This window comes from Azospirillum sp. OGB3 (assembly GCF_014192915.1).
Classification (GTDB): Bacteria; Pseudomonadota; Alphaproteobacteria; order Azospirillales; family Azospirillaceae; genus Azospirillum.
In genome coordinates, this window is record NZ_JACHYN010000022.1 from 13,146 (window position 1) to 30,820 (window position 17,675).

Here is a 17,675-nt window from a genome sequence, read left to right on the forward strand (position 1 = left end):
ACCGGTTTACTTGACCTGGGCGTACTGGCCGTTGTTCCAGCGGTACCAGACATAGGCCGGGGTGGTCACGTCGCCCTTGGCATCGAAGCCGATCTTGCCGATCACCGTGCTGTAGTTGCCCTTGCGGAGAACTTCGGCGACCTTGGCGGCGTCGGTGGAGTTGGCCTGCTTGACCGCGTCCGCCCAGATCTGCAGGGCGGCGTAGGTGTAGAGGGTGTAGCCCTCCGGCTCATAACCGGCCTTGCGGAACTTCTCCACGGCGTCCTTGGCTTCCGGCATCTCGCGCGGGTCCGGACCGAAGGTCATCATGGTGTTCTCGCCGGCCGGACCGGTGATGGCCCAGTACTCGTTGGTCACCAGCGCGTCGCCCGACACGATCGGGGCGTTCAGGCCCTGATCCTTCATCTGGCGGGCCAGCAGCCCGGCCTCGGTGTGGTAGCCGCCGACATAGACGACGTCGACCGCTTCCTGCTTCAGCTTGGACACCAGCGCCGAATAGTCCTTCTCACCCGCCGTGTAGGCCTCGTAGATCTTCTCCTTCTGGCCGCCGGCGTTCAGCGCCTTCTGCGTCTCGTCGGCGAGACCCTTACCATAGGCCGACTTGTCGTGCAGGATGGCGACGTTCTTGCCCTTGTAGTTTTCCAGCAGATACTTGCCGGCAATCTGGCCCTGCTGGTCGTCGCGGCCGCAAACGCGGAAGACGTTCTTCAGGTTCTGCTCGGTCAGCTTCGGGTTGGTCGAAGCCGGGGAGATCTGCAGGACGCCTTCCTCGGCGTAGACCTGCGAGGCCGGGATCGAGGAGCCTGAGCAGAAGTGGCCGGCGACGAACTTCACGCCCGCCTTGGCGAGCTGGTTCGCCACGGCGACGGCCTGCTTCGGGTCGCAGGCGTCGTCGCCCACTTCCAGCTTCAGCTTCTGGCCCAGGACACCGCCGGCGGCGTTGATGTCGGCGACCGCCTGCTCGATGCCCTTCTTCATCTGCTCGCCGAAGGTGGCGTACTGGCCGGTGATCGGGCCGGCGGTCGCCACCGCGATGTCGGCCTTCGCCACCGAGGCGGTCATAGCGGTCGCCGCAACCGCAACGAGGAGGGAAAGCTTGTAGTTCATAGTTTCGTTGGCTCCCTGTTATGAGTCGTACGCCGGCCCCGCCGGGGCCTTTTCACCGGTCCCCCAAGGGCTGGGGGCGCCGGTGCCGACAAGGTTCCACTATAGTCCGATCATCGCCAAGTGCGACAGTTTCACCCACGTCCTGGTCATGATCGGAGCCATGGAATTCGCAATCATTCGGCGAGCGTTCCGCCGACGCGTTCGCGCCAGCCGAAGGGTCCCGAACGCTCGTACAGCCAAGGATACTGGGACACCATTCGGCGCGCCATCGAAATGCGGTACGTGGTCAGGGTGATCGCGCCGATCACCAGCGTGTGCACCACGAATCCGTACACCGACAGGAGCTGGCCGCCGAACAGACCCCAGACAAGGAACCGGTCGCCCAAGCCCAGCAGGATGGAATAGGCGATGGCGCTCGACAGCGGCTTCCAGCCCTCGGCGAGGGTCTGGCCGGTCAAAACGCCGCAGCCGCCGAACACCAGGACCGTCAGGCCCAGGAACACCGGCAGGGAGGACCCGAGAACGCCGTCCATCAGTGACCTCCCTCGAGATAGGCCGAGCGAACTTCCTCGTTCGCCAGCAGTTCTGCGCCGGTCCCCGACATGGTGACCTTGCCGTTGACCATCACATAACCGCGGTGGGCGAGCTTCAGCGCGTGGAAGGCGTTCTGCTCGACCATGAACACGGTCATCTTCTGTTCGCGGTTGATGTCCTTCACCGCCTGGAAGATCTGCTTCACCACCAGCGGGGCGAGGCCCAGCGACGGCTCGTCGAGAAGCAGCAGCCGCGGCTGGCTCATCAGCGCGCGGCCGATGGCCAGCATCTGCTGCTCGCCGCCCGACATGGTGCCGGCGCGCTGGCTGATCCGCTCCTTCAGGCGCGGGAACAGGGTCAGGACCCGCTCCAACTCGTTGGCGAAGCTGCCCGGCTTGGCGGTGATGGAGCCCATCTGCAGGTTCTCCAGCACGCTCATGCGCGGGAAGATCCGGCGGCCCTCCGGCGACTGGGCGATGCCCAGGCGGACCAGCTCGTAGGTGGGCATCTGCGTGATGTCCTGCCCTTCGAAGGTGATCCGGCCCATGCGGGCGCGCGGACTGCCGCAGATGGTCATGAGAAGCGTGGACTTGCCGGCGCCGTTGGCGCCGATCAGCGAAACGATCTCGCCGGCCCCGATCTCGATGTCGACCCCCTTCAGCGCCTCGATGGCGCCGTAGAAGGTGTGGACGCCCGATACCTTCAGCATGGCTCAGGCCCCTTCCTCGGCTCGCTTGGCGACCTCCGGCAGGTCGGCCTTGATTTCCGGCGGCAACTCCTCGTCCTCCTCCTCGCCCAGATAGGCGCGGATGACCGCCGGGTCGTTCTTGACGAAGGCCGGATCGCCGTCGGAGATCTTCCGTCCGTAATCCAGCACCACGACATGGTCGGAAATGGTCATCACCACGCTCATGTCATGCTCGATCAGCAGGACGCCGATCTTGTGCTCGTCGCGGATGTAAGTGAGCAGATCGGCCAGTTCGCCCGACTCGCGCGGGTTCAGGCCCGCCGCCGGCTCGTCCAGGCAAAGCATCACCGGTTCCGTGCACATGGCGCGGGCGATCTCCAGCCGGCGCTGGGCGCCGTAGGGGAGATTGCCGGCTTCCCAGTCCGCAAACTCCAGAAGGCGGACGCGGTCCAGCCAGTATTTGGCCAGATCGACCGCCTCCCGCTCCGTCCTGGTGTAGGACGGCAGGCCGAGCAGGCCGGCGATGGAGAAGCCCGACGCGCGGATCAGCTTGTTGTGCTGGGCGACGATCAGGTTCTCCAGGACGCTCATGCCGCCGAACAGGCGGATGTTCTGGAAGGTGCGGGCCACGCTGGCCTTCTGCGAGATGCGGTAGCCCGGCATCCGTTCCAGCAGGAACTCCTTGCCGTCGGCGTGGCGCAGCGTCAGCCGGCCCACCGTGGGGGTGTAGAAGCCGGTGATGCAGTTGAACAGCGTGGTCTTGCCGGCGCCGTTCGGACCGATGATCGCGGTGATCTCGCCGTTGTTGGCCGCGAAGGAGACGTCGTTGACCGCCACCAGCCCGCCGAAGCGCATGGTGAGGTGTTCGACCGTCAGCAGGGGCGTGGTGGTCATGGGATGACCCGTCATCACAGTCGCTTCCATCACTTCGCGCTCCCCCCGGCGATGCCCTGGCCGCCGGCGGCGGCGGTGCCCGCGGCGGGGCCGCCGCCGCCGCCCTTGGGACGACCGTGCAGGAGGATGGTCGGGTCGCGGTGGGCCAGCAGGCCGCGCGGACGCCACAGCATGATCAGCACCATGCCCATGCCGAACGCCAGCATGCGGTAGTCGGCCAGTTCACGGAAGGCCTCCGGCAGGCCGATGACCAGCAGGGCCGCCACGACGACGCCGATCTGGCTGCCCATGCCGCCCAGCACCACGATGGCGAGGATGATCGCCGATTCGATGAAGGTGAAGCTTTCCGGGCTGATGAAGCCCTGGCGGGTGGCGAAGAAGGAGCCGGCGAAGCCGCCGAACATCGCCGCGATGGCGAAGGCCGCCAGCTTCATGTTCGTGCGGTTGATGCCCAGAGAGGCGCAGGCGATGTCGTCCTCGCGCAGCGCTTCCCAGGCGCGGCCCAGCGGCAGCTTGCGGACGCGCATGGTGAACAGGTTCACCACCAGGGCCAGAACCAGGATCAAGTAATAAAGGAAGATGATCCGGTGCAGTGGGCTGAACTCCAGGCCGAACATCTCGTGGAAGGCCGCCGTGCCCTCCGCCGGGGTCCGCGTGAAGTCGGCGATGCCGAAGAAGCTCGGGCGCGGAATGCCGGAGATGCCGTTGGGGCCGCCGGTGAACTGGTACCAGTTGATCAGGATGATCCGGATGATCTCACCGAAGCCCAGCGTCACGATGGCGAAATAATCGCCGCGCAGGCGCAGGACCGGGAAGCCCAGCAGAACGCCCGACATCGCCGCCAGGAAGCCGGCCAGCGGCAGGCAGACCCAGAAGCTGAAGCCGAAATAATGGGCCAGCAGCGCGTAGGAGTAGGCACCCACCGCGTAGAAGGCCACATAGCCGAGGTCGAGCAGGCCGGCGAGGCCGACCACGATGTTCAGCCCCCAGCCCAGCATGATGTAGGTCAGCAGCAGGATGCCGATGTCCAGCAACTGGCGGTCGGCCAGCGGCGTGAACGGGAAGGCCAGAGCCACGACGACAGCGATCGGGCCGAGCCAACGCGAGGCGTGCTGCACCTGCGCCGCGATGTGGTCCATCCGCTTGTCGCGCTCCGCCTGCGACAGCTTGGAGCGGCCGGTGCGGATCGCCAGGATGGCGCGGATCGCGATGACCGCACCGCCGGCAATCAGGATGACCCGCAGGGCCTCCGTTGGCATGGCGATGAAGAAGCCCGCCGCGGTGGCGGCCGCGGCCAGCACCAGGACGGTGACGGCGTGGCCCTCGCGGATCAGGCAGAGGCCGAGCCGGCCGAGGAAAACCAGACCGACGGCGGCGGCCACCTCGTCCCAGCGGGTTTCCAGCCCAAGGCCGGTGGGACGGTCCACCGTGCGCAGGCCGACCAGCGGGATGGTCAGGAGAAGGGCGACGAAGGCGGTCATCGCCGCCTCCTTCAGGATCGCGGGCCAGGCGATGGCCCGCGGCGAAGACAGGGAAATCGCGGTCATGGCCTCACACCTTCTCGATTTCCGGACGGCCCAGCAGGCCGGTCGGACGGAAGATCAGGACGAGCACGAGGATCGTGAAGGTCGCCACGTCCTTCCATTCGCTGCCCATGTAGCCCGACCAGAAGGCTTCGATCAGGCCGATGACCACGCCGCCCAGCATCGCGCCCGGCAGCGAGCCGATGCCGCCGAGCACCGCGGCGGTGAAGGCCTTAACGCCGGCCAGGAAGCCAATGTAGAAGTCGATCACGCCGTAGATCAGCAGAACCATCATGCCCGCCACCGCGGCCAGGGCGGCGCCCATGACGAAGGTCAGCGAGATGACGCGGTCGACGTTGACGCCCAGCAGGCCGGCCATCTTCTTGTCCTGCTCGCAGGCGCGCTGGGCGCGGCCGAGCGAGGTGCGGGTGATGAGCTGGGTGAATCCGTACATCAGCGCGATCGTGATGACGATCGTCGCCAGACGCACGTAGCTGACCGACACCGCACCGTCCATCAAGGTCAGATTGCCCGGCAGGATCGGTTGCAGCGGCTTGCTGCGGGCGCCCTGCAGGATCTGCACGTAGTTCTGCAGGAAGATCGACATGCCAATCGCCGAGATCAGCGGCGCCAGACGCGGCGAGCTGCGCAGCGGGCGATAGGCGATGCGCTCCACTGTCCATCCGTAGACGGCGGTGAACAGCATCGATGCGACCAGCATGATGAGAAGGGCCAGCGGAACCCAGGTGATTCCCAGGCTGCCGATGGCCAGGAAGGTGATAAGGGCCACGAAGGCGCCGATCATGTAGATCTCGCCGTGGGCGAAGTTGATCATGCCGATGATGCCGTACACCATCGTGTATCCGATCGCGATGAGGCCATAGATGGCACCCAACGACAGGCCGTTGATCAACTGCTGAAGAAAGTATTCCATTGTCTTACCTCGCCTCGGCGCGATGCGCAGGCTTCGGCGAGCGAGACAAGCGCGCTCGTACACCAGTCACGTGAAGTGCCACTCCCCGAATTGGCTTACCCGGGCTCTTGAGCGCGGGGCCAAGATTGTTGTGTGAGCGGAACGTTAGCCCAGCGGCTCTCAACAGAGCAAGAGGGCAAACCCGCACTCTATCTGCGGTAATACCAATTTTCCGAGAATTTGCAATATCGATTCATGTCAGTTCCGTGAACTTTGCGCTTGCCTTCTACCATAACGAATGCACCGCATGAAAAAGCCCTCTTCACTGTGGTGAAGAGGGCTTCGCAACAACTGTGCCACTGCTGCGATGCATGATGCCGGTTCGCCTATGACCTCCGGCATCACCACCGATATTGGCCGATCAGCGCTTGGCGGAGACGACCTGGGCTTTCGCCGGGTCCTTGGGCTTTCCAGGGGCCTTGGCCGTCGCCTTGCCGGTGGACTTGGCGGCGGCGGCCGCGCTGCCGCTGCGCGAGGCCGGGGCCTGGGCCACGTCGTAGTTCACGTCCGGGTTGCTGACGACCTGTACATCGCACAGCGGCTTTGACGACAAATGCATCAGGCCGGCGCTTTTTTCATCGCCGGTCAGGACGCGGATGTCGTCCGCCGTCAGGTCCATCGCCGCCTTGGAGCGGTCAACGAAGTTGGCGCAATAGAGGCCGGTGCCGATCACCGCGGCGCGGCGGCTGACCTCGTTCGCCAGTTCGGTGCGGAACATGTCGAACTGCCGCGTCGCGTTGCCGCCGCCCTTCTTGCGGAAATGGTCGATCATCGACGCTTCCGAGTTGGAGATCAGCGAGCGGTTCTTGACCGTGAAGTCCTGGTACAGGTTGAAGGGCTTCTTTTCCGGATTCACCTGCATGCAGGTCAGCCCGACCACCATCATCTCGGTGTGCATGCGGATGGTCTGCTCCGCGGCGTGCTCGGCACGGCTGTAGCAGGCGCCGGGCTTGGCCGCGGTGGCCTTGGACGCGGTGCTCTTGGCTGCGGTGCTTTTCGCGGCGGCCGGCTTCGCGGTGGCCTTTGCAGCCGCCTTTTCAGCCGGCTTCGCCGCCTCCTTGGCGGCGGCCGGCAGCGCGGCGCCGGCGAACAGAACGGCGAGGCCGATGGCGGCGGCGCTGCGCAAGGTGAAGGAAGGAATGCGGTGGGCGGCGCGCTGGCGATTCATCGTTGGTCCGGCTCCGGTGGCCCTGATTGACGGGCGGAATCCGACGGATCACGCCCTCTCCTTCGCTGGTTCTACAAGATCCCGACAGACGGTCAACCCATATCGCCCGCCGAAAGACCATTTGTCCCAGCCTGTGGCGCGGCTGTCGCCGGGAAGGCCTAGCGGTTGCTTGACTTGCGGGCTGGCGGTCTTTCCCAGTATTGCAACAGCCGCGGCGTCATTCTGTGACGCAGGCCACAGATCAGGGCATTTTCCCATGACGCGCACCGACGGAACCCCATCGGCCATCCGCATCGGCATCGACCTCGGCGGCACGAAGACGGAGGGGATCGCGCTCGGCGCGGCCGGCGAGGAACGCGCCCGCGTCCGCGTCCCCACCCCGCGCGGCGACTACGACGCGACGGTGCGGACCATCGCCGATCTGGTGGCGCGTCTGGAGCGTGCTACGGAGTCGGCGGGCGCCACCGTCGGGATCGGCATTCCCGGCGCCATCTCCCCGGCGACGGGGCTGGTGAAGAACGCCAACTCGACCTGGCTGATCGGCAAGCCGTTCGACCAGGATCTGACCGACGCGCTCAGCCGCCCGGTGCGGGTCGAGAACGACGCCAACTGTCTGGCCGTCTCGGAGGCGGCGGACGGCGCCGGGGCCGGCTGCGGCGTGGTCTTCGCGGCGATCCTCGGCACCGGCTGCGGGGCGGGAGTCGTCGTGGACGGCCGTCCGCTGCGCGGCCGCAACGCCATCGGCGGCGAATGGGGGCACAACCCCCTACCCTGGCCCACCGACGATGAACGGCCCGGCCCCGCCTGCTATTGCGGCAAGTCCGGTTGCCTGGAAACCTTCGTGTCCGGCCCCGCCGTCGCCGCCGACCACCGCCGGATCACCGGAGCGGACCTGTCGGCGGAAGCCATCGCGGCGCTGGCGGAGCGCGGCGACGCCGCGGCCCGCGCCACCCTCGACCGGCTGGTGGGCCGGCTGGGGCGTGGACTGGCGAGCGTCATCAATGTTCTGGACCCCGACGTGATCGTGTTGGGCGGCGGGCTGTCCAATCTGGGATTCCTGTACCCCGTCCTTCCGCCGGCGATCGCGCGCTGGGCTTTCACGGACAGGTTGGACACGCCAGTCCGCCGGGCCGTCCACGGCGATTCGAGCGGGGTCCGCGGGGCCGCCTGGCTGTGGCGGCCCGAAGAGGCCGCGGTCAACGCTCGAAATTGTACTCCGGATTGAGCATCACCTCGCGCGGAGTGCCCGGCACGTTGTCGCCGCCACCGCCACGCCGAGCCGCCGTTGCCGCGCCGCGCCCGTCGCGGACCGGCGGCGTCAGCGAATTGGTCCGGGAGTAGGACGGCGTGGCGCGGGCCGGATCGGTGCCGTAGCCGCGCGAGCCGGCACGGAACTGCTCGCCGTTGCCCATGGCACCCCAATGGGACGGCCGCGCTCCGGGAATCGGTTGGGCCTCTTCCATGCGGCGCATGTGGGGGCCGGTCGGGACCATCTCCTCATACACCCAGGAGGGGTATTCTTGCCTCTGCGCTTCGGCGGGTGCGGCAAAGGCCAGCACCGCGAGGGTCGCTACAGTCATCGTTCGAAGCATGACACGGCGGCCTTCCATCCTTTTGCGTGTGGAAGTCCGATTCCGCCGGATGCGGCCGCGCATGTCCAGGGAGGAGGCGGATTACTCAGCCCGCAACCTCCATCCGGTGAACACCCCATTCCGGTTCAATCAGGGCCGCGCCGCGCCGTAAAGCGTCAGGGTCAGCCGCTTGCCGGTGTTGTAGTTGAAGCCTGTGAAACGGCCGAGCGGCACCGGCTCCGCCCCCTTGAGCGCCGCGCGGAACTCCGCCTCTTCCCGATCGGTCACCAGGGCCAGCCCGCAGGACGGGTTCTCCGCCAGATGGGCGGCGGCGCCCGTCCCGTGGGTCAGGCGCGTGTCGGTGCCCAGCAGGAAGACGAGGCTCGGCTCCGAGTAGCCGGCGGAGGCGACCAAGCTGTCGGCGCAGGGGCGAACCGCCGCGACCGTCCGCGCCGCCTGCCGGCTGATCCACACGCCGTCGATGCCCGGCAGGACCGCGCCGTAGGTGCCCGCGTACAGCACCGCCGCCGCCGCCAGTCCCGCCGCGAAACCCGGTTTCTCCCGGCGCTGGGCGAACAGGCGTACGGCCAGCGCGTACAGCACCAGCACCACCGGCAGCATGGCGACGGCGACCGGATCGACGCGCCCGTCCACCAGATAGGGGATCACCGCGACCGCCACCGCCAGGGCGCCGAACCCGATGGCTCCGAAAACGGTGGCGGCCCAGAACAAGCCCCGGCGCGGCGCGTCGGCGCGGCGCAGGAAATGCTCGCGCGCCGCGGCGGCGGTCAGGATGGCGATGGCCGGGAAGACCGGCAGCGTGTAGTGCAGCAGCTTGGTCGGCACCGCCTCGAAGACCAGCCAACTCGGGATGATCCAGGCGATGCAGAAGCGCACGGCGTCCGGCGCCGGCCCGGCGCCCTTGCGGTGGCGCCACGCCCAGGGAACGGCCAGCAGCGCCAGGAAGGACCAGGGCGCAAAGGTTACCCAGAAGGTGCCCAGGTAATAGCCGGGCGGCAGGCCTTTGGCCTCCTGACCGCTCACCACCTTGCCCATCATGTCGTGCCCGACCGACTCGGCGAAGAAGGCGCCCTTGGTCTTGATGGTTATGGCGATCAGCCAGGGCGCGGCGATGGCGACCACGATGGCGAGGCCGACCAGCGGGCGCAACCGCTTCAGCCAGCCGGCCCGGCGGTCCAGCACCGCCAGAACGACCGCCGTCGTCCCCGACACCAGGAGGACGATCGGTCCCTTGATGAGGATGCCGATCCCCGCGGCGATCCAGAAGGCGAGCGGCGCCGCCCAGCCGGACCGCTCCGCATGGCGGTTCAGATAGAGGCTGGCCAGCGCCGCCTGCCCGATCACGATGGTGGACAGCAGGACCGCGTCGGTCTTGGCCATGCGGGCCTCGACGCCCAGCACGACGCAGGAGGCCATCATCAGCCCGGCGAGGAAGCCGACCGTTCCGCCGAACATCCGCGCCCCGGTCCAGGCCGTCGCCAGCACCGCCAGCACCGCCCCGATCAGGGAGGGGATGCGGAAGGTCCAGATCTCCTTGGGCATCCCGTTCGGCCCGTCGACCAGCCGCGTCGCCGCCGTCTGCAGCCAGTAGATGCCCACCGGCTTCTTGTGGCGCGCCTCGTCCTGGAAGCGGATGTCCACATAGTCGCCGCTTTCCAGCATCTGGTGCGACGCCTGGGCGAAGCGCGCCTCGTCCCGGTCGAAGGGCGGCAGATCGAAGAAGCCGGGCAGGAACAGCAGGACGCTGAGCACCGCCAGAAGCAGATAGGCCGGGACCGGCAGGCGGCCAGCCGCGGCGCTCGGCACCGCGCTCACGGCGCGCCCGCCGCGTTGCCGTCCGCACCGCCGTTCCGGCGGTTGTTCAAGACGAAGTAGAGATTCCGGAAATAGATGATGAGACCCAGCCCCTGGCCGAACATGAACACCGGATCACCCCGCTGGATCGAGTAGGCCAACAAAAGAACCCCGCCGCCGATCGAGAAGTACCAGAAGAGGTCCGGCACGATGCTGCGCCGGGCGCGCTCGCTGGCGATCCATTGCACGACGAAGCGCATCATGAAGAGCGTCTGCGCGAAAAAGCCGACGCCGACCCAGATCAGGTCGGCGGTGCTTTGGCTCTGGTACCAGGCGATGGCGCGTTCGAGCATCGGGCGGCGACCGGTCCGGACGGAGATGGGGTCAGCGGTCTTCGACCGCAGGCGACAGCGCGGTGCGCCGCTTCAGCCAATAGACGCCCAGCAGATCGACCACGCCGATCAGCCCGCGGCGCCAGTTGGTGTATTTCGACACCCCCCGTTCCCGCGGCCGATGGTTGACCGGCACATAGGCCACCGGATGGCCGTGCGACCGGAACAGCGCGGGAAGGAAGCGGTGCATCGCCCCGAAGAAGGGCAGATCGAGGAAGGCGTCGCGGCGGAACAGCTTCAGCCCGCAGCCGCTGTCCGTGCAGCCGTCCTGCAGGAAGGACTGCCGCACCGCGTTCGCAAAGCGCGAGGCCAGACGCTTGGACAGCGTGTCCTGCCGCTTCTTGCGCAGGCCGCCGACCAGCACCGGCGCGTCCGGACCGCCCTTGGCGGCCAGGGCGAACAGGGCAGGAATGTCGGCGGGATCGTTCTGGCCGTCGCCGTCGAGGGTGGCGATCCACTCCCCGCGCGCCGCCTTCACCCCGGTGCGCACGGCCGCGCTCTGCCCGGACCGGCGGACATGGCGGACCAGCCGCAGGCGGCCCGCGGCGACCACGGGGGCGAGGCGCGTCAGCGTGTCGTCGCTGGAGCCGTCGTCCACATAGATCACCTCGAAGGCGCGGCCCAGCACGGCGGCGGGCGACAGCGCGCGCTCGATCTCTTCAAGAAGGGGAAGGACGTTTTCGGCCTCGTTGAAGACCGGAACCACGACCGACAGCCGCACGGGCGGACGGCCCTCGGAATCTACGCTCACTGGATTAATCCCATTCGCCAAGTGGCGGGCAAATTACTCCCGCCGCCCGGCAAACGGTAGAGGAAAAGGTTGGGACAGTCTCCCGCCCGCCCTCAGCCCTTGCGGTCTTCGATGGGCATCGGCACGTAGCGCAGGTCGCCGTCACGGCTGAGCAGCATCAGCACGGTCTTGCGCCCCTGGCTGCGCGCGTCGTCGACCAGGCGGTTCAGGTCCTCCGGAGTCTTCACCGGTTCCTGCCCCGCCTCCACGATGACGTCGCCGGCCTCGATGCCGCGCTCGCTGGCGGCGCTGGCATCGCCGACCTCGGTCACCACCACGCCCTCGACGTCGGGATTGATGGAAAAGCTGTCGCGCAGCCCGGGGGTGAGTTGCGACAGGGTCAGGCCGAGCACCTGCTTGGTGTCGATGGTCGTCTCCGGACGCGGCGCCCCGCTCGATCCGGAAAGGGCGACCTGCTCCTGCGGCTCCAACTCGCCCACCGTCACGGTCAGGGTTTCGGCCCTGCCCTCGCGCACCAGTTCCAGCGGCACCGCGGACCCAATCTTCGTGGTGGCGACGACGCGCGGCAGTTCGCGCATCTGCTCGATGGACTCGCCGTTGAAACGGGTGATGACGTCGCCCTGCCGGACGCCGCCCTTCCCCGCCGGGCCCTCCGGCGACACGCTGGTCACCAGGGCGCCCGCCGGCTCCTGCATGCCCAGGCTCTCGGCGATGTCCGGGGTCACGCTCTGCACCTGGACGCCCAGCCAGCCGCGGCGCACCTGGCCATGGTCGCGGAGTTGCTCGACGACCGGGCGCGCGACGGAGGACGGGATGGCAAAGCCGATGCCCACCGACCCGCCGGTCGGCGAGTAGATCGCCGTGTTGATTCCGATCACCTCGCCGTTGAGATTGTAGAGCGGTCCGCCGGAATTGCCGCGGTTGATCGAGGCGTCGGTCTGCAGATAATCGTCGTACGGCCCTTGCTGGATGTCGCGCTGCCGCGCCGACAGGATTCCCGCGGTCACCGACCCGCCGAGGCCGAAGGGGTTGCCGATGGCGACCACCCAGTCGCCGACCCGCAGCGCCTCGCTGTCGCCCCAGGGGGCAGAGACCAGCGGCTTCTTGCTGTCCACCTTCAAAACGGCAAGGTCGGTCGGCCCATCCACGCCGACGAGCTTCGCCGGCAGTTTCGTGCCGTCGTGCATGGTGACGGAGATCTCCGCCGCTTCCGACACCACATGGCTGTTGGTGACGACGAAGCCCGCCGGGTCGATGATGAAACCGGAGCCCAAGGCGGCCGTCGGGCGCGGTGCCGGTTGCTGTTGTTGCGGCTGGCCGCGCTGGCGGTCGCGAAACTCGCGGAAGAATTCCTCGAAGGGCGAACCGGGCGGAAAGCCTGGCATGTCCGGTCCGCGCGGCCCCGCCTGCGGACCGCCCTGCGCAGGCGCCTGCGTCGTGGATATGAAGACAACCGCGTCCAGTTGCTTCTCCGCGAGATCGGCGAAGGTCGGGGGGGCGTTGGGCGGCAGGATGGACGCCAGCGGCGGCGCTGCGGGAGCCGGAGCGGCCGCTCCCCCCGCGTCCTGCGCGAAGGCCGGCGCCGAAAAAGTCAGGATGGCGGCAAAAAGCCCCGCGGACACGGTGGGCACCGCCGAGTGCGATGCAGATCCGCTCGTCAATCCGGCTGGGCGCCGGACTGGGCCGGACCGGGGCCGGAATCGATCGATGGAATGCGGCATGAAGAAACTCCGCCTGTCGGACAGCACGCGCCACGCAAGGGGCGCTTCATGTCAACAGAACGCTCCGCAACGCATTCCGGACCGCGGCGGATTTTCAAACCTCTTTGCAACCGCGTCCTTACGACCAATTCGTGAAATACAGTTTTTAAAATTCTCTTCCGCGGATGTTCCTATGCGATTCGCGCAGGCATTGCCACAAGGCAATCCGGCCTTTGGACGAAGGGTCCGGCAAGCCGCCTAAGCGCAATTTTTCCATGCGGCGCAAAGTTCTTCTGGCATTTTCCCGGCAAGTTCCCGATATTCATCCATACCGACAACATCGCACGCAAAAACGGCTCCTGACGTGAAGCCCGTGCACGCGCCCGCGTGCCGCTGCGTCAGAAGGCGTGCGATACGGCCCAAGCAGCGTACGCATGACTCAAAATTCACTTTGGCAACCGAGCGACATAATGAACGCAGAAACCGGGTCCGAACCGGAGGCTCCGAAGAAGCGCGGACGAATCCCCCAGTCGGCGTGGCCGCAGATTCTTGAGCGTTACCGTTCCGGCGCCACCCTGTCGGCGATCGCGCGCGAATTCGAATGCACGCCGAGCGCCATTTCCTACATCATCCGCAAGGCCGAAGCCGCCGGCGAGAAGGATGCACCGGTCGAAGAGGGCGCCGTCAGCGACGGCGCCGCCGAAGCGCCGGCCGGCGACGCCCTGGCGGAAGAGCCGCCGCCCGCTCCGGTGGTCGCCGCGGAATCGCCGGCACCGGCCAAGCCGGCGCGCCGCGCCGCGGCCGCCGCGCCGGTTTCGGCCCCGGCTCCGGCCTCCCAGGCGGCGGCGCCCAGCACCGCGGTTCCGGCACCCCCGGCCGCGGCTCTCCAGCCCGCGCCGGTTCAGCCGTCCGCGCCGGCCCAGACCGAGACGTTGCGCCTCAACCGTCCGGAGCCGCAGCCGGCGCCGGTTCAGCCGGCCCCGGTCCAGCCGACGGCCGCCCCCGCGCAAACCGCTCCGCAGCCTGCCGCGGCGGACGGCAGCCGCTCCGCCGGCACCAATCCGCCGCCGGTCGATGCCGTCGAGGCCCGGCTGCGCGACACCGCGCGCGGTTGCCTGAACGCTTACCGCGGCTGGCGCCAGCAACCCGGCGAAGCGTCGATCCAGACGCTGTCGGAAGCGGTGCACGAGTTGCGCAAGGCCCTGGCACGCATCGAGATCGACATGTCGGCCAGCCGCCGTGAAGAACAGGCGATCCGGCCCATCCCGATCCCGGCGCACCGCACGGCGCGCCGAACACCGTAAGGCAGACCATCCGTACGGGTCTTTGCAACGCCACTTGGGTTACCGAAAAGCCCTTCCCCGCTGATGGGGAAGGGCTTTTTTCGTGCTTTCCGCCTTTCGGCCTAGACCGTCCGCCGGCACCGCATACCTCCAACGCCACAAGGAAAAGCCCTACGGACTCCAGTGGAATGGCGGCTATACTGGTGGCAAGCAAGCAAAAGCCGGAGGAACGCCCGATGACCTTCCGCAGGAACACCGAACTGCCCGAATCGGTGAAGCGGTGCCTGCCGCCGCACGCGCAGGACCTCTACCGCTGGGCCTTCAACCACACTTGGCAAGGTTGCCGGTCGCCGGAGGCGCGTCAGGCCCTGCAGCGTGAGCGGCTGGCCCACAAGGTCGCCTGGGCCGCCGTCCGGCGGCTTTACGAACCGGACGGCGGTGGCTGGCGTCCCAAGCATTGAAGCAAACCTGCACTTTCCCCATCACGGTGACGCTGCTGAGGTCGCCCTTGGCCCGTTCGTCGGACGGCAGGCGCCCCTGAGCGATGCAGCAGATGTGTTCAGCCATGTTCGTGGCGTGGTCCCCCGCCCGCTCGATGGACTTCGCCACGGACAACGGATGGGTGCAGCCGGTGATCTGGGCCGGCGACTCCGTCATGTAGGTCGGGAATTCACGGAACAGGCTGGTGTAGGCCGCCTCGACCTGCCCATCCCGGTTGCGGACGGCCATCGCCCGTTCGGCGTCCTGCTCATCTCAGGTGCCCGCCACGTCGCGGATCATGCCGAGCACCATTTCGCCCATCCAAGGACAGCGACGCGACGGGCGGTTCGACCGGCAAGGCTGCCCACGCGTGTCCGCCGTTGATCCCGACTCTCTTTTTCCCGTTCCATTGCCACACCGCACCGCCTGGACGTCTCTCGCGGCCGGCTGCGGAAGAGCATGTTAACAATTAAAGCAGATTATCTTATGACACTGCCAAAGCGCTGGAGTAACCGCGCCCGGAACCCTGCGCTGCGCCGGGAAGGGGCCGATTGTCGGACGGGGTCATGACGCCACATGAGTTGGTCGCCGTGTTGGAAAAGCACGAGCGTTGGCTGAAGAACCGGTCGGGCGGCACGCGCGCCAACCTGACCATGACCAACCTGGAGGGATCGAACCTCGCCGGGGTGGAACTGACGCAAGGCAAGCTGTCTGGGGCCAACATGGCCCATTGCGACCTGTCCAACGCGAATCTCAGCCACGCCGACCTGTTCGCCGCCCATCTGACCAAAGCCGACCTGACCGGCTGCAACTTCTACCGGGCGGATCTGCGCGGTGCCCACATGCGCGGCGCCAAGCTGAAACGCGCCATTTTGAAGGAGGCCGACCTGCGCGGCGGCGCGCTGCTCTACGGTGGAAACGGCGCGAACGGCGGCAAGGGGCTGGACTTCGTGCGCTCCGACCTGTCCGGCAGCGACATGGACGACGCGATGATGTCGAACGCCAACCTGTCCGGCGCCGATCTGACCGACGTGTCGATGAACGGCGCGGATTGCGAGGGCGCGCTGATGGCCGGGGCCACGCTGATGCGCTCGACCATGAAGAACTGCAACCTGGCCCGCGCCGACCTGCGCGGCTGCAATCTGTCCGGCGTCAATCTCCAGGGCGCCGTCCTGCGCGACGCCAACCTGAACGGCGCGGTGCTGGCCGGCGCCAACCTGCGCAACGCCGACCTCCAGGGCGCGAAGATGGAGGGGGCCGACCTTGCCGGGGCGGACACGACGGGCGCCAATATGGCGCGCTCCGCGGAGAATTTCTCGATCCAGATCCAGGAGTCGCTGCACAATCATTACACTTGGATCAACACCAACGGCGCCATGGGGTCGCGCGCCGACCTCAGCGGGGCGGACCTCTCGCACATCGATCTTCACGGCGTGAATCTGTCCGGAGCGAATCTGCGCGGGGTGCGGCTGGTCGGTGCCAAGATGCGCGACTCCCTGCTCATCATGTGCGATATCTCCGCCGCCGACCTGACCGGCAGCGACTTCAGCGGCGCGATTCTCGATGGGGCGACACTCCGCGGCACCAACCTTTCCGGCGCCCGCTTCGACGGGGCGGGCATTGGCTGGGTCGATATCAAGGGCCCGGATGGGCGGCCGACCGGACGGTTGTGGGCAGCGAATCTGACCGGCAGCAGCTTCAGCGGAGCCTCCTGCATCCGCACCAACATGCGCGGGGCGAATCTGGCCGGCTGCGACTTCTCCAACGCCGACCTGACCGGAGCGATTTTAAGCGATGCGAACATCCGTGACGCGCGCTTCACCGGCGCCAACCTGACCGGCGCCAGCCTCCCACCCCCGCCCGATCTGGACGATTGACCTTGCACGATTGACCTTGGACGATTGACCGGAGTCACCGATCGGGGGATGACAGCCGCAGCGTCCGTCATCCCAGGTCGTCGTCTCCGCCAACATGCGGCAGACTGCCGAGATTGGCGGAGACGCGGCGCAGCACGCTGACGGTCACCGCCAGTTCGTCCGGAGAAATGCCCTGGGCGGCGGCCTCCTCGATCTCCTCGGCGCAGGGCAGGATGTCCGCCCGCATCGCCTTGCCCTTCGGTGTCAGATAGATGTTCAGCTTGCGACGGTCGTGGGGATTGCGCACCCGTTGGACGAGATCGCACCGTTCCAGGTTGTTCAGCGCGGTTACGGTGGTGGGCTCCATCATGCCGACCCGCTGACTCAATTCACGTTGGGTCAGCCCATCCTCTTCCCACAGCGCGCGCAGAAAATACCACTGCCCCATGCTGACGCCGTGATCGGCGATGCGGGTTTGCAGCGCGCGTGCGATGGCGCGGTGCGCCTCACGCACGGCCCGCGGCAGGATCGCGCCGCTCGGGGAAATCCCGTCGGCGTCCTCCCTGTGCGGCTCGGTAAACATGGGTTCCTGGCTCTTGAAACGCCCAACCATGACGACGATCTTTCGGCAGACGTCCGTCAGGCCGTGGTGCGGAGCAGCGGACGAAATCAACTTGCCCGATCATATCTGCTCTCGGAAAAATCGCAAAACAATTGCGGACTTAAATTTCTCGCGCATGCAACAATATGTCGCCCAACCACTGCGCGATCCCTCGCGGTCACTTTTCATATTTATACATATGACTGTTCAGTTCTGTGACCAACCATTGGTGACGGCCCATTGGTAACGGCGACGAATCTGAAAGGTTTGTGACAGGGCGGAGATTGGGTTGCGCGCCCGGCCGTTCGCCCACTAACACGGCACAGCACACGCCAGAGC

General features: G+C 67.2%; 17 protein-coding genes and 1 pseudogene. 4 read left to right on the forward strand and 14 right to left on the reverse strand.

Translation table 11 applies throughout. The annotated features are described in order from the left end of the window. Nucleotides 1-6 precede the first annotated feature (6 nt). The 7 genes from FHW79_RS28265 to FHW79_RS28295 all read right to left on the reverse strand — a co-directional run bounded on the left by FHW79_RS28265 (nucleotide 7) and on the right by FHW79_RS28295 (nucleotide 6,887). Nucleotides 7-1,107, reverse strand: coding sequence for a branched-chain amino acid ABC transporter substrate-binding protein (locus FHW79_RS28265; protein WP_145690095.1), 1,101 nt, complete (start codon nucleotides 1,105-1,107; stop codon nucleotides 7-9). Between the two features lie 173 nt (nucleotides 1,108-1,280). After that, on the reverse strand, nucleotides 1,281-1,640 hold the full coding sequence (locus FHW79_RS28270; protein WP_038527921.1) for a DUF6867 family protein: 360 nt from the start codon (nucleotides 1,638-1,640) through the stop codon (nucleotides 1,281-1,283). Then, entirely contained in the window at nucleotides 1,640-2,350 is a 711-nt protein-coding gene (locus FHW79_RS28275; RefSeq protein ID WP_014240352.1) for an ABC transporter ATP-binding protein, read from the reverse strand. Before FHW79_RS28275 ends, FHW79_RS28270 begins: the two co-directional genes overlap by 1 nt. Nucleotides 2,351-2,353: 3 nt before the next feature. Next, a complete protein-coding gene (locus FHW79_RS28280) occupies nucleotides 2,354-3,223 on the reverse strand; it encodes an ATP-binding cassette domain-containing protein (RefSeq protein WP_247884648.1) in 870 nt (289 codons plus the stop codon). 29 nt (nucleotides 3,224-3,252) lie between these two features. After that, on the reverse strand, nucleotides 3,253-4,770 hold the full coding sequence (gene livM, locus FHW79_RS28285; RefSeq protein WP_183181997.1) for a high-affinity branched-chain amino acid ABC transporter permease LivM: 1,518 nt from the start codon (nucleotides 4,768-4,770) through the stop codon (nucleotides 3,253-3,255). A 4-nt stretch (nucleotides 4,771-4,774) separates the two neighbouring features. Next, nucleotides 4,775-5,680, reverse strand: coding sequence for a branched-chain amino acid ABC transporter permease LivH (locus FHW79_RS28290; protein WP_183181998.1), 906 nt, complete (start codon nucleotides 5,678-5,680; stop codon nucleotides 4,775-4,777). A 400-nt stretch (nucleotides 5,681-6,080) separates the two neighbouring features. After that, on the reverse strand, nucleotides 6,081-6,887 hold the full coding sequence (locus FHW79_RS28295) for a hypothetical protein (RefSeq protein WP_183181999.1): 807 nt from the start codon (nucleotides 6,885-6,887) through the stop codon (nucleotides 6,081-6,083). 256 nt (nucleotides 6,888-7,143) lie between these two features. Between FHW79_RS28295 and FHW79_RS28300 the strand changes: the two genes are divergently transcribed. Continuing rightward, on the forward strand, nucleotides 7,144-8,112 hold the full coding sequence (locus FHW79_RS28300) for an ROK family protein (protein WP_183182000.1): 969 nt from the start codon (nucleotides 7,144-7,146) through the stop codon (nucleotides 8,110-8,112). On the opposite strand, the gene FHW79_RS28305 is transcribed toward FHW79_RS28300, so the two are convergent. From FHW79_RS28305 to FHW79_RS28325, 5 genes are all read right to left on the reverse strand, one after another. Next, a complete protein-coding gene (locus tag FHW79_RS28305) occupies nucleotides 8,084-8,479 on the reverse strand; it encodes a hypothetical protein (protein WP_129557161.1) in 396 nt (131 codons plus the stop codon). The two genes, FHW79_RS28300 and FHW79_RS28305, sit on opposite strands and share 29 nt — an antisense overlap. A gap of 129 nt (nucleotides 8,480-8,608) precedes the next feature. Continuing rightward, the gene (locus FHW79_RS28310) at nucleotides 8,609-10,294 is read right to left on the reverse strand and encodes a glycosyltransferase family 39 protein (protein ID WP_183182001.1); all 1,686 of its coding nucleotides are present in this window, start codon (nucleotides 10,292-10,294) and stop codon (nucleotides 8,609-8,611) included. Next, nucleotides 10,291-10,626 (reverse strand): lipid-A-disaccharide synthase N-terminal domain-containing protein, encoded by a 336-nt coding sequence (locus tag FHW79_RS28315; protein WP_183182002.1) that lies wholly within the window; start codon nucleotides 10,624-10,626, stop codon nucleotides 10,291-10,293. The genes FHW79_RS28310 and FHW79_RS28315 overlap by 4 nt, the downstream gene beginning before the upstream one ends. 31 nt (nucleotides 10,627-10,657) lie before the next feature. Continuing rightward, nucleotides 10,658-11,416, reverse strand: a complete 759-nt coding sequence (locus tag FHW79_RS28320; protein ID WP_183182003.1) for a glycosyltransferase family 2 protein — start codon at nucleotides 11,414-11,416, stop codon at nucleotides 10,658-10,660. Between the two features lie 92 nt (nucleotides 11,417-11,508). Further along, on the reverse strand, nucleotides 11,509-13,038 hold the full coding sequence (locus FHW79_RS28325; protein WP_348984296.1) for a Do family serine endopeptidase: 1,530 nt from the start codon (nucleotides 13,036-13,038) through the stop codon (nucleotides 11,509-11,511). Between the two features lie 548 nt (nucleotides 13,039-13,586). Between FHW79_RS28325 and FHW79_RS28330 the strand changes: the two genes are divergently transcribed. Then, nucleotides 13,587-14,420: a helix-turn-helix domain-containing protein gene (locus FHW79_RS28330; RefSeq protein WP_183182005.1), complete on the forward strand. Its 834-nt coding sequence runs from the start codon at nucleotides 13,587-13,589 to the stop codon at nucleotides 14,418-14,420. A 215-nt stretch (nucleotides 14,421-14,635) separates the two neighbouring features. Continuing rightward, complete coding sequence (locus FHW79_RS28335) at nucleotides 14,636-14,860, forward strand: ChaB family protein (protein WP_183182006.1); 225 nt, start codon at nucleotides 14,636-14,638, stop codon at nucleotides 14,858-14,860. Between the two features lie 154 nt (nucleotides 14,861-15,014). On the opposite strand, the pseudogene FHW79_RS32985 reads toward FHW79_RS28335, so the two are convergent. After that, nucleotides 15,015-15,128: pseudogene (locus tag FHW79_RS32985) on the reverse strand (phosphate transport system regulatory protein PhoU); the annotation flags it as partial. A 317-nt stretch (nucleotides 15,129-15,445) separates the two neighbouring features. Between FHW79_RS32985 and FHW79_RS28345 the strand changes: the two are divergent. Further along, nucleotides 15,446-16,756 (forward strand): pentapeptide repeat-containing protein, encoded by a 1,311-nt coding sequence (locus FHW79_RS28345; RefSeq protein ID WP_183182007.1) that lies wholly within the window; start codon nucleotides 15,446-15,448, stop codon nucleotides 16,754-16,756. Between the two features lie 67 nt (nucleotides 16,757-16,823). Here FHW79_RS28345 and FHW79_RS28350 read toward each other — a convergent pair whose 3' ends face one another. Then, nucleotides 16,824-17,348, reverse strand: a complete 525-nt coding sequence (locus FHW79_RS28350; RefSeq protein ID WP_183182008.1) for a MarR family winged helix-turn-helix transcriptional regulator — start codon at nucleotides 17,346-17,348, stop codon at nucleotides 16,824-16,826. Nucleotides 17,349-17,675: the final 327 nt, after the last annotated feature.

Excerpts from the sequence above, each read along its gene's own strand:
- FHW79_RS28265 (WP_145690095.1), bottom strand. The coding sequence starts at position 1,107 with ATGAACTACAAGCTTTCCCTCCTCGTTGCGGTTGCGGCGACCGCTATG.
- FHW79_RS28270 (WP_038527921.1), bottom strand. The coding sequence starts at position 1,640 with ATGGACGGCGTTCTCGGGTCCTCCCTGCCGGTGTTCCTGGGCCTGACG.
- FHW79_RS28275 (WP_014240352.1), bottom strand. The coding sequence starts at position 2,350 with ATGCTGAAGGTATCGGGCGTCCACACCTTCTACGGCGCCATCGAGGCG.
- FHW79_RS28280 (WP_247884648.1), bottom strand. The coding sequence starts at position 3,223 with ATGACCACCACGCCCCTGCTGACGGTCGAACACCTCACCATGCGCTTC.
- livM (WP_183181997.1), bottom strand. The coding sequence starts at position 4,770 with ATGACCGCGATTTCCCTGTCTTCGCCGCGGGCCATCGCCTGGCCCGCG.
- FHW79_RS28290 (WP_183181998.1), bottom strand. The coding sequence starts at position 5,680 with ATGGAATACTTTCTTCAGCAGTTGATCAACGGCCTGTCGTTGGGTGCC.
- FHW79_RS28295 (WP_183181999.1), bottom strand. The coding sequence starts at position 6,887 with ATGAATCGCCAGCGCGCCGCCCACCGCATTCCTTCCTTCACCTTGCGC.
- FHW79_RS28300 (WP_183182000.1), top strand. The coding sequence starts at position 7,144 with ATGACGCGCACCGACGGAACCCCATCGGCCATCCGCATCGGCATCGAC.
- FHW79_RS28305 (WP_129557161.1), bottom strand. The coding sequence starts at position 8,479 with ATGCTTCGAACGATGACTGTAGCGACCCTCGCGGTGCTGGCCTTTGCC.
- FHW79_RS28315 (WP_183182002.1), bottom strand. The coding sequence starts at position 10,626 with ATGCTCGAACGCGCCATCGCCTGGTACCAGAGCCAAAGCACCGCCGAC.
- FHW79_RS28330 (WP_183182005.1), top strand. The coding sequence starts at position 13,587 with ATGAACGCAGAAACCGGGTCCGAACCGGAGGCTCCGAAGAAGCGCGGA.
- FHW79_RS28335 (WP_183182006.1), top strand. The coding sequence starts at position 14,636 with ATGACCTTCCGCAGGAACACCGAACTGCCCGAATCGGTGAAGCGGTGC.
- FHW79_RS28345 (WP_183182007.1), top strand. The coding sequence starts at position 15,446 with ATGACGCCACATGAGTTGGTCGCCGTGTTGGAAAAGCACGAGCGTTGG.
- FHW79_RS28350 (WP_183182008.1), bottom strand. The coding sequence starts at position 17,348 with ATGGTTGGGCGTTTCAAGAGCCAGGAACCCATGTTTACCGAGCCGCAC.